Below are 10343 nucleotides of genomic sequence, written 5' to 3' on the forward strand. Positions count from 1 at the left end.
GAAGAAGAAGGCGTTGAGGTCGTCTCGCTCGAAGAGGCTGATGAGGACGTCAAGGGCGACGACCTGCCGGATCTTGGCGACGATGAGGACGACGTCGATCTCGGCGACGACGAAGATGACACTTTCCTTGCCGACGAAGAGGAAGAAGACGACGACGTCGCCGACATGATCGGCGTCGGAGACGACGACGACGAGGTCTGATCGGCCTTGAAAGCGGGCGTTTGCGGGCTTTCGTGGCCTGTGAAGAAAAAGCGGCTATCGAAGGCTTGATATCTGAGAAGGGCGGGGTTAGAAGCCGCCTGCACTAACGGCGTGGTCTCCAACCCGCGCCGGATCTCTTCGCCGGAAACGGCGCCGGTTGACTGCCGGAAGTGGGGCCATAGCTCAGTTGGGAGAGCGCTTGAATGGCATTCAAGAGGTCGTCGGTTCGATCCCGATTGGCTCCACCAAACAGTTCCTCTGCAATTCGCAGCCGATGAATGTGCCGCACTGCGGCCGTTGCGCTTGGTGGCCAGTTCAGGCAACGCCGCTGAAAGCGCCTCCATCAACGGAACGAACGAGCCATTTCTTGAGAGCGATGGCTCGCCGGACAAAGTCCTCACTGTTCATGGAGCGCTTAGAGACTGAAAGGCAGCCCGATCACCACTCGGCGAAGGAGCCGTCCTTGTGGCGCCAGACCGGATTGCGCCAGCGATGGCCTTCCTTGGCGCGTTCCTTGACATAGTCCTCGTCGATCTCGACACCCAGTCCCGGTCCGTCGGGAATGGCGACATAACCATCCTCGTAGCGGAAGACATCCTTGTTGGCGGCATAGTCGAGCAGGTCGTTGGCGGCATTGTAGTGGATGCCGAGGCTCTGCTCCTGGATGAAGCAGTTGTAGCTGACCGCGTCGAGCTGCAGGCACGCAGCAAGCGCGATCGGCCCGAGCGGGCAGTGCGGCGCCACGGCCACATCATAGGCTTCCGCCATCGCCGCGATCTTGCGGCATTCGGTGATGCCGCCGGCATGCGACAGGTCTGGCTGGATGATATCGACGACACCTTCCTCGAACACCGACTTGAAGTCCCAGCGGCTGTAGAGCCGCTCACCGAGCGCAATCGGCGTCGAGCCAAGCGCGGCGATCTCCTTCAGCGCCTCGCGGTTTTCGCTGAGCACCGGCTCCTCGATGAACATCAGCCTGTAGGGCTCCAGCTCCTTGACCAGGGCGCGCGCCATCGGCCGGTGCACGCGGCCGTGAAAATCGACGGCGATGCCGATGTTGGGCCCCACGGCCTCGCGCACCATGGCGACGCGTTCGACAGCGGCATCGATCTTGTCGTGGCTGTCGACGATCTGCAACTCCTCGGTACCGTTCATCTTCAACGCCAGGAAACCGCGCGCAACCATTTCCCGGGCACCCGCCGCGACTTCCGCCGGCCGGTCCCCGCCGATCCAGGAATAGACCTTGATCGTGTCGCGCAGCTTGCCGCCGAGCAATTCATGCACAGGCACGCCGAGCGCCTTGCCCTTGATATCCCACAGTGCCTGGTCGATGCCCGCAATGGCGCTCATCAGGATCGGCCCGCCACGGTAGAAGCCGCCGCGGTGCATCACCGTCCAGTGGTCCTCGATCAGGCGGGGATCCTTGCCGATGAGGTAATCGCCAAGCTCCTTGACCGCTGCCTCGACGGTCAGTGCCCGGCCCTCGACGACCGGCTCGCCCCAGCCGGTGACGCCGGCATCGGTCTCGATTTTCAGGAACAGCCAGCGCGGCGGAACGATGTAGGTGGTGAGCGAGATGATTTTCATGCGCAGTCTCAGTTGCTCTTGAGTTTCTTGGCGCTGCCGAGGTCGCGCGCCGCGAGGTCGAGGATCTTGTTTGCCGCCCCGCGTGCCGCCTCGGCATTGCGCATGCGCAGCGCCTCGACCACCTCGCGGTGCGCCGCCACGGCCTCCATGCGCCGGTCGAGCGAAATCACCGCCGTCGCCTCGAGCGAGAATTTCAGCCCGGTGTCGATGAGATTACCGATCTGGCGAAAGATCGGGTTGTGGCTCGCGGCATAGACGATCTGGTGGAAAGCGATGTCGCTGCGCGAGAAGGCGGCGAGGTCCTCGCCAGCGCCGGCCATGCCTCGCCATGCCGCTTCGAGATCGGCGATTTCCTGCAGCGTCGCGCGGGTGGCGGCGAGTTCTGCGACCAGCGGTTCGATGGCGCGGCGCGTTTCGAGGATGGCGTCGAAGAGCTTGTCGTCCAGCGCGTGCGGCGCGTGCCAGGCGAGCACCTGCGGGTCGATGATGTTCCAGTCGTCCTCGTTGCAGACGATCGTGCCGATGCGTGGCCGCGACAGCACCAGCCCTTTGGCGGCCAGCACCTTCAGGGCTTCGCGGATCACGGTGCGGCTGACGCCATACTCGACGCCGAGCTCGTTTTCGGTCGGCAAGGAGGAGCCGGCCGGATAGCGCCCGGAGAAGATGTCAGAGGCTATCGCCTTGGTCACATCCGGCATCACGCGCGGGCGGCGAGTGGTCGTATCTCCCGGGGCTTTTTTCAGAATCTCGGTCACCTCAGCCCTCCTCCAAGGCGGCGAACCGCTGGTTTCGCACAGCCGGTCCGCCCTTAACGGATGCGGATCAATTGCGCCAGCGATCGCTGGTCAGAGCATGTACATTAATTATCATACCAGATCAATTGACGAGTATGATAAAAGCGATTAGAGACTCCGGCATCCGGGCTGAGCGCCCGGTCTATCGCTGGGAGGTAATCATGCGACTTTTGAAGACCGCGCTCGTCGCGGGCGCGCTTGCCGTGCTGTCCGTCACGACCATCGCTGCATATGCTCAGGACACCAAGATCGGTTTCATCGTCAAACAGCCCGAGGAGCCGTGGTTCCAGGACGAATGGAAGTTCGCCGACCAGGCCGCCAAGGAGAAGGGCTTTACCCTGGTCAAGATCGGCGCCGAGGACGGTGAGAAGCTGATGTCGGCCATCGACAATCTCGGCGCCCAGGGCGCCCAGGGCTTCATCGTCTGCACACCGGACGTGAAGCTTGGCCCCGGCATCGTCGCCAAGGCCGCCGCCAACAATCTCAAGCTGATGACTGTCGACGACCGTCTGGTCGGCGCCGACGGCAAGGCGCTGGAAGACGTGCCGCATATGGGCATTTCGGCCACCAAGATCGGCGAAGCCGTCGGCCAGGCGATCGTCGACGAAATGAAGGCACGCGGCTGGAAGGCCGACGAGGTCGGCGCCATCCGCGTCTCCTACGACCAACTGCCGACCGCGGTCGACCGCGTCGAAGGTGCCATCTCGGTGCTGAAGGCAAACGGCTTCAAGGCCGAGAACATCTTCGACGCGCCACAGGCCAAGACCGACACCGAAGCCGCCCTCAACGCCGCAACGGTCGTGCTCAACGCCCATGCCGACATCAAGAAATGGGTCTCCTTCGGCCTCAACGATGAGGCGGTGCTCGGCGCAGTGCGTGCTTCCGAAAGCGTCGGCATCCCCGCTGACAGCGTGATCGGCGTTGGCATTGGCGGCGCGGATTCCGCAATCAACGAGTTCAAGAAGCCGACCGCCACTGGCTTCGTCGGCACCGTGATCATCTCGCCGAAGCGTCATGGCTACGAGACGGCGCTCAACATGTATGACTGGGTTGCCAACAACAAGGAACCGGAGAAGCTGATCCTGACTTCCGGTGCACTCGCCAAGCGTGACGACTACCAGAAGGTCCGCCAGGGCCTCGGCATCGAATAATCCTCCCTGTACAAACAGGCGGCGGCTCATCCCGCCGCCTGTTTGTCATGGCTCAAAAGGATCGGCTCGTGTCCTTTCTCGACTTCTCGCACATCACCAAGACCTATCCGGGCGTCAAGGCGCTGTCGGACGTCTCGTTCGGCGTCGACAAAGGCGCCGTGCATGGCCTGATGGGCGAGAACGGCGCCGGCAAATCCACCCTGATCAAGATCCTCTCCGGCGACCAGCATGCCGATCAGGGCGAGATCCGCATTGACGGCAGGGTTCAAGCCTATACCTCGACCCGGGATGCCTTCGACAATGGCGTCATTGTCATTCATCAGGAACTGCAACTCGTTCCTGAACTCACCGTTGCCGAAAACCTCAGCCTCGGTCGTTTCCCCGCCAACGCCGGCATCATCGCCGGTCGCCGGATGCTGGACGACGTCGGCGCCAAGCTGAAATCGGCCGGTATCGACATCGACATGCGCCGCAAGGTCAAGACGCTGTCGATCGGCGAACGCCAGATGGTCGAGATCGCCAAGGCGGTCATGCTCGACGCACGCGTTATCGCGCTGGACGAACCGACCTCGTCGCTGTCCTCGCGCGAAAGCGAAATCCTGTTTGCCCTGATCAATCGCCTGCGCAGCGAGGGCAAGGTCATCATCTACGTCTCGCACAGGCTCGACGAGGTGTTCCGGCTCTGCGACAGCCTGACCGTGCTGCGCGACGGCAAGCTCGCGGCGCACCACGCGTCGCTGAAAGGCGTCACCCGCGATCAGGTCGTCGCCGAGATGGTCGGCCGCGAGATTTCGGATATCTGGGGTTTTCGCGCACGAAAAACAGGCGATGTCCGCCTGAAGGTCGACGCTCTCAGCGGCCCCAAACTGCAGACACCGGCCAGTTTCGAGGCAAGGGCAGGCGAGATCGTCGGCTTCTTCGGCCTGATCGGCGCCGGGCGCTCGGAGCTGATGCGGTTGGTCTATGGCGCCGATCCGCGCTCGGGCGGCACCATCACCGTCGACGGCAAGCTGGTTCGCGCCACCGATCCGCGTGGCACGATCCGGGCCGGCATCGTGCTGTGCTCGGAGGATCGCAAGCATGACGGCATCATCCAGGGGCGCTCGGTCGAGGAGAACATCAACATCTCGTCGCGGCGCCATCACACACGCTTCGGCGTGCTCAACCGCGCCAGCGAGATCGCCACGGCCGAGACCTTTATCAAGAAGCTGAAGGTGCGCACGCCGTCGCGCAAGCAGGACATCATCAACCTCTCCGGCGGCAACCAGCAGAAGGTCATCCTCGGCCGCTGGCTGTCCGAACAGGGCGTGCGGGTTCTCATTGTCGACGAACCGACGCGCGGCATCGATGTCGGTGCCAAATCCGAGATCTATGAGCTACTGTACCAGCTTGCCGAGGATGGCATGGCGATCGTCGTCGTCTCTTCCGAACTGCCGGAGGTGATGGGCATCTGCGACCGCATCCTGGTGATGTGCGGCGGCCGCGTCAGCGCCGAGCTCACCCGCGACCAGTTCGCCGAAAGGGCGATCCTGGCTGCCGCTCTCCCCGATCAGAAAACCCCCGACGCGATCGCATCCTGAGGACTTTTGGCATGACCGACCAGTTGAAAAAAATCCTGCTCGGCGAACAGGGGCTCGTCGTCATCTTTGTCGTCGCCTTCGCGTTGGTGTCGGCTCTGGTGCCGAACTTCCTTACGGACCGCAACATGCTCGGCCTGCTGCAGTCGGTGGTCACCGTCGGCATCGTCGCCTGCACCATGATGCTCTGCCTCGCCACGCGCGACTTCGACTTGTCGGTCGGTTCGATCGTCGCCTTTGCCGGCATGGTCGCTGTGATGGCCTCGAATTACACCGGCTCGATCCTGCTTGGCCTGCTGGCGGCAATCGCCTGCGGCGCTTTCGTCGGCTTCATCAACGGCGTTGTCATCGCCAAATTTCGCATCAACGCGCTGATCACGACGCTGGCCACCATGCAGATCGTGCGCGGCTTTGCGCTGATCGCGTCCGACGGCCGCGCCGTCGGCATCAACAGCCCGGATTTCTATCAGCTGGCGCTCTCGAAACTGCTCGGCATACCGACGCCGGTCTGGGTGCTTGCCATCCTGTTTTGCATCTTCGGCTTCGTCCTCAACCGGACCGTTTTCGGCAAGAACACGCTGGCCATCGGCGGCAATCCGGAGGCCTCGCGGCTTGCCGGCGTCAATGTCGACCGGACGCGCATCTGGATTTTTGCGCTGCAAGGCGTCGTCTGTGGTATCGCCGGCATCCTGCTGGCGTCGCGCATCACCTCGGGCCAGCCCAACGCGGCGGTCGGGCTCGAGCTTTCGGTTATCTCGGCCTGCGTGCTCGGCGGAGTCTCGCTTGCCGGCGGCCGCGCCACCATGTCGGGCGTCATCGTCGGCGTGCTGATTATGGGCATCGCCGAGAACGCCATGAACCTGCTCAACATCCCGGCCTTCTACCAGTACATCGTGCGCGGCGTCATTTTGCTGCTGGCCGTGCTGCTCGACAATCTGCGCTCGTCGGCTTTGGGCCGGCGATAGGCTGGAGGGACAAAAATGGTTGAGCGCCTTTCCGGCAAACGCATTTTCCTGACGGGTGCAGCGCAAGGCATCGGGCTTGCCATCGCCAAAGCCTGTTTGGCCGAAGGCGCAAAACTGTTCCTGGTCGACCGCGACGGCGCGTTGCTGGACAAGGCAGTCGCCGGCCTTGCCGCACCGCAAGGCCATGTCGGACATGTTGCGGCCGACATAAGCGACAGCGCCGGGATTGCGGCTGCCGTCAGCCAAGCGGCCGCCGAGATCGGCCCGATCAACGCGCTGATCAACAATGCCGGGGTCAATGTGTTCTCGACGCCGCTCGAGGCGACCGAGGAAGAGTGGAACCGCAACTTCGACGTCAACGTCAAGGGAGCCTGGAACTGCAGCAAGGCGGTGCTGCCGGGCATGATCGCGAGCGGCGGCGCCATCCTCAACATCGCCTCGACGCACAGCTTCACCATCATCCCGCACACCTTCCCCTATCCGGTCGCCAAGCACGCGCTGCTCGGCCTGACCAAATCGCTGGCACTCGAATATGCGGCGCAAGGCGTGCGCGTGAACGCGCTGGCGCCGGGCTATGTCGAGACGCAGAAGGCGATCGATTACTGGAACAGCTTTGCCGATCCAGCCACAGCACGCGCCAACACCATGGCGCTGCACCCCGGCGGCCGCATCGCCACGGCGCACGAGATCGCGCTTGCCGCGGTGTTCATGATTTCCGACGAGTGCCCGTTCATGAACGCGGCCACGCTCGTCGTCGACGGTGGACTGAGCCAGCTCCAGCATCCCGCCTGAACGCCGGAAAGACCATGACCAAGAGACGATCGCAGCACTGGTTCGGCGGGCTGGGCAAGGATGCCTTCATCCACCGCAGCTGGATGAAGAACAACGGCCTGCCCGATGATGCCTTCGACGGCCGTCCGGTGATCGGCATCTGCAACACATTCTCCGAATTCACGCCTTGCCACGTGCATTTCCGTGCTCTGATCGAGCACATCAAGGCCGGCGTGCTGGAAGCCGGCGGCCTGCCGCTCGAATTCCCGGTCTTCTCTTGCGGCGAGTCCAATCTGCGGCCGACGGCGATGCTGTTTCGCAACCTCGCCTCGATGGATGTCGAGGAGGCGATCCGCGGCAACCCGATGGACGGCGTCGTGCTGATGGCCGGCTGCGACAAGACCACGCCATCGCTGGTCATGGGCGCGGCCTCTTGCGATCTGCCGTCGATCGTTATTTCCGGCGGGCCGATGCTCAATGGCCGCTTCCAAGGCCGCGAAATCGGTTCCGGCACCGATGTGTGGAAGTTTTCGGAAGACGTTCGCGCCGGCGTGATGAGCGAGCAGGATTTCGCCAATGCCGAGAGCGCCATGTCGCGCTCACCCGGTCACTGCATGACCATGGGCACGGCCTCGACCATGGCCTCGATGGTCGAGGCGCTCGGCCTGGCGCTGCCGGGCAACGCCGCCTATCCGGCAGTCGATGCACGCCGCAGCCGCATCGCCCGCATGACCGGACGGCGCATCGTCGAGATGGTCAATGAGGATCTGCGCCTGTCGGCTATCCTCACCAGACAAGCCTTCGCCAACGCGATCCGCATCAATGGCGCGATCGGCGGCTCGACCAATGCGGTCGTGCATCTGCTGGCAATCGCCGGCCGCGTCGGCACCGAGCTGACGCTGGACGATTGGGACAGATATGGCCGCGATGTGCCGACCATCCTCGACCTGATGCCGTCCGGCCGTTTCCTGATGGAGGATTTCTGCTACGCCGGTGGCATTCCGGCCGTCATGAAGGAGATGGCCGATCTGCTTGATCTCGACGCGCTGACCGTCACCGGCAAGAGCGTGTGCGAGAACATCAGTGACGCCCAAAACTACAATCCGGAGGTGATCCGCCCGCGCGACAAGGCGCTGACATCGCACGGCGGCATCGCGGTGCTGCGCGGCAATCTGGCGCCCGACGGCGCCATTATCAAGCCGTCCGCCGCCTCGCCAGCGCTGATGAAGCATCGCGGCCGCGCCGTCGTCTTCGAGGACATCGACGACTACAAGGCGCGCGTCGACGATCCCTTGCTGGACATCGACGATGCGTCGATCATGGTGCTGAAGAATTGCGGGCCGAAAGGCTATCCTGGCATGGCCGAAGTCGGCAACATGGCGCTGCCTCGGAAGCTGCTGAAGCAAGGCGTCCGCGATATGATCCGCATCTCCGACGCCCGCATGTCCGGTACCGCCTTCGGCACTGTCGTTCTGCATGCCGCACCCGAAGCCGCTATCGGCGGCCCGCTGGCGCTGGTCAGGAGCGGCGACTTCATCGAGCTCGATGTCGAAGCGAGGAAGCTGCATCTCGACGTGTCGGAACAGGAGTTGGCGCGGCGTCGTGAATCCTGGCTACCGCCCGTCCCGGCGATGCGCGGCGGCTATCAAGGCCTCTACGTCGACCATGTCCTGCAGGCGGATCGTGGCGCCGACCTCGACTTTCTCGTCGGAAGCCGTGGCCATGCCATTCCACGCGAAAGCCATTGAGGTACGCGTGACAAAATTCAAACCAGATGATTTCCACGGTATTCACGCCATTCTCTACGCGCTCTTTGACGTGAACGAACAGCTGGACCGCGCGGCGATGCGTCGGCAGGTCGAGATCTGCCTCGCGACCGGCGTGCACGGCATGGCGGCGCTCGGCCTGGCAACGGAAGTCGCCTAGCTGACCGAGGCCGAGCGTCGGACGATCATGGACTGGACGGCGGAAGACACCGCAGGAAAAGTGCCGCTCGCCTTCACCATCTTCGGTTCTTCTGTGGCTGAGCAGGTGGCGCAGGTTCGCCATGCCGAAAGCGTCGGAGCGGATTGGGTGATCCTGCAGCCGCCGCCAGCCGGATCCTATGGTGCGCCGGAATACATCAAGTTCTTCGGCCGCGTCGCCGAGGCGACCGACCTGCCGGTGGCGATCCAGAACGCGCCGGCCTTTTTCGGGCGCGGCCTGTCATCGGACGAAATCCGCGAACTCGTCACGCTGCATCCCAACATAAGGCTGATCAAGGGCGAAGGTCCGGTCACCGACATCGCCGGGCTGATCGAGCGCACCGAAGGCCGGATACCGGTTTTCAACGGACGCGGCGGCCTGGAACTGATCGACAATTTCCGCATCGGTTGCCGCGGCATGATCCTGGCGCCGGATTGCGCCGACTATGCCGTGCGCGCCTATCATGCGTTCCGCGCCGGAGACGAAGTCACGGCCGAGGCTGAATATGCAAGAATATTGCCGGCTGCCGTCTTCGTCATGCAAGGCATCGAGAGCCTGGTCTGTTACGGCAAGCGGCTGTTCGGCGCCCGCGCCGGCATCCCGGTACATGACCGGGCTCCGGCGATGCGGCCAGGCGAGCCTGGCCTCGCAATGGTGGAGCGCTTTGCGATTGGTCTGGGTCGGTTGCCTGGCTGAACGGCAACTGCCTTTCAGTAGGTCGTCCGTCCACCCGACAGGTCGAACGTGGAGGCGGTTGTAAAGCTGTTCTCCTTGGAGACGAGCCAGGCGACCATCGCCGCGGCTTCGTCAACCTCCAGCAGGCGGCCGCGCGGAATGCGCGAGCGCATATATTCGATGTGCTCCGGCGTCAGTTGTTCGAGGATGCGCGTCTGTGCCGTGGCCGGCGAGATGCAGTTCACGGCGATGTCGTACTGCGCCAGTTCCTTGCCGAGCGACTTGGTCAAGCCGATGACCGCCGCCTTCGAGGCTGAATAGGCGGAGGCGTTGGGGTTGCCTTCCTTGCCGGCCACCGAAGCGATGTTGACGATCCGTCCGTAATTGCGCTCCTTCATTCCGGGAACCACGGCGCGATTGACGTAGAACGTACCGTTTACGTTGACGTCGATGACCTTCTTCCACGTCTCGATGTCGTAGACGTCGAGCGGGGCGGCCGGGCCGGCAATTCCGGCGGAATTGACCAGAATGGAAATCTTGCCGGCCAGCTCTTCGGTCCTGGCGCGCGCCGCGTCCACCGACGCCCAATCGGCGACGTCCACGGTCTCCGTCGTGGCGGCGCTGCCGAGTTCCTTCTTGGCGGTTTCGAGGCGGGCC

Annotated in this window: 10 protein-coding genes, 1 tRNA gene and 1 pseudogene; 9 read left to right on the top strand and 3 right to left on the bottom strand. The window is 63.5% G+C overall.

Annotated elements, in window-relative coordinates:
• Together EN939_RS09145 and EN939_RS09150 are read left to right on the top strand one after the other, a co-directional pair.
• Positions 1–201, top strand: a pseudogene (locus tag EN939_RS09145) (TIGR02300 family protein); the annotation flags it as partial.
• A gap of 172 nt (positions 202–373) precedes the next feature.
• Positions 374–449 (top strand) — tRNA-Ala (locus EN939_RS09150).
• A gap of 190 nt (positions 450–639) precedes the next feature.
• On the opposite strand, the gene dgoD is transcribed toward EN939_RS09150, so the two are convergent.
• Together dgoD and EN939_RS09160 are read right to left on the bottom strand one after the other, a co-directional pair.
• A complete protein-coding gene (gene dgoD / locus EN939_RS09155; RefSeq protein ID WP_127267760.1) occupies positions 640–1788 on the bottom strand; it encodes a galactonate dehydratase in 1149 nt (382 codons plus the stop codon).
• A gap of 8 nt (positions 1789–1796) precedes the next feature.
• Entirely contained in the window at positions 1797–2543 is a 747-nt protein-coding gene (locus EN939_RS09160; protein ID WP_127267761.1) for a FadR/GntR family transcriptional regulator, read from the bottom strand.
• A gap of 200 nt (positions 2544–2743) precedes the next feature.
• Here EN939_RS09160 and EN939_RS09165 point away from each other — a divergent pair, with 200 nt between their 5' ends.
• The 7 genes from EN939_RS09165 (at position 2744) to EN939_RS09190 (ending at position 9707) form a co-directional block, all read left to right on the top strand.
• Complete coding sequence (locus EN939_RS09165; protein ID WP_027039820.1) at positions 2744–3733, top strand: arabinose ABC transporter substrate-binding protein; 990 nt, start codon at positions 2744–2746, stop codon at positions 3731–3733.
• Between the two features lie 68 nt (positions 3734–3801).
• Positions 3802–5313 carry an L-arabinose ABC transporter ATP-binding protein AraG gene (araG, locus tag EN939_RS09170; protein WP_127267762.1) on the top strand — a complete coding sequence of 504 codons (1512 nt, stop codon included), beginning with the start codon at positions 3802–3804 and terminating at the stop codon, positions 5311–5313.
• 11 nt (positions 5314–5324) lie between these two features.
• Positions 5325–6275 carry an L-arabinose ABC transporter permease AraH gene (gene araH / locus EN939_RS09175; RefSeq protein WP_127267763.1) on the top strand — a complete coding sequence of 317 codons (951 nt, stop codon included), beginning with the start codon at positions 5325–5327 and terminating at the stop codon, positions 6273–6275.
• A 15-nt stretch (positions 6276–6290) separates the two neighbouring features.
• Positions 6291–7067 carry an SDR family oxidoreductase gene (locus tag EN939_RS09180; protein ID WP_127267764.1) on the top strand — a complete coding sequence of 259 codons (777 nt, stop codon included), beginning with the start codon at positions 6291–6293 and terminating at the stop codon, positions 7065–7067.
• 14 nt (positions 7068–7081) lie between these two features.
• Positions 7082–8794 (top strand): IlvD/Edd family dehydratase, encoded by a 1713-nt coding sequence (locus EN939_RS09185; RefSeq protein ID WP_127267765.1) that lies wholly within the window; start codon positions 7082–7084, stop codon positions 8792–8794.
• 7 nt (positions 8795–8801) lie between these two features.
• Entirely contained in the window at positions 8802–8972 is a 171-nt protein-coding gene (locus EN939_RS38970; protein WP_245456791.1) for a hypothetical protein, read from the top strand.
• Positions 8973–9707 (top strand): dihydrodipicolinate synthase family protein, encoded by a 735-nt coding sequence (locus EN939_RS09190; protein ID WP_256755018.1) that lies wholly within the window; start codon positions 8973–8975, stop codon positions 9705–9707.
• 14 nt (positions 9708–9721) lie between these two features.
• Here EN939_RS09190 and EN939_RS09195 read toward each other — a convergent pair.
• The coding region (locus tag EN939_RS09195; protein WP_127267766.1) for an SDR family NAD(P)-dependent oxidoreductase at positions 9722–10343 on the bottom strand (622 nt) is incomplete at its 5' end.

This window comes from Mesorhizobium sp. M7A.F.Ca.CA.002.05.1.1, from assembly GCF_003998335.1.
GTDB lineage: Bacteria > Pseudomonadota > Alphaproteobacteria > Rhizobiales > Rhizobiaceae > Mesorhizobium.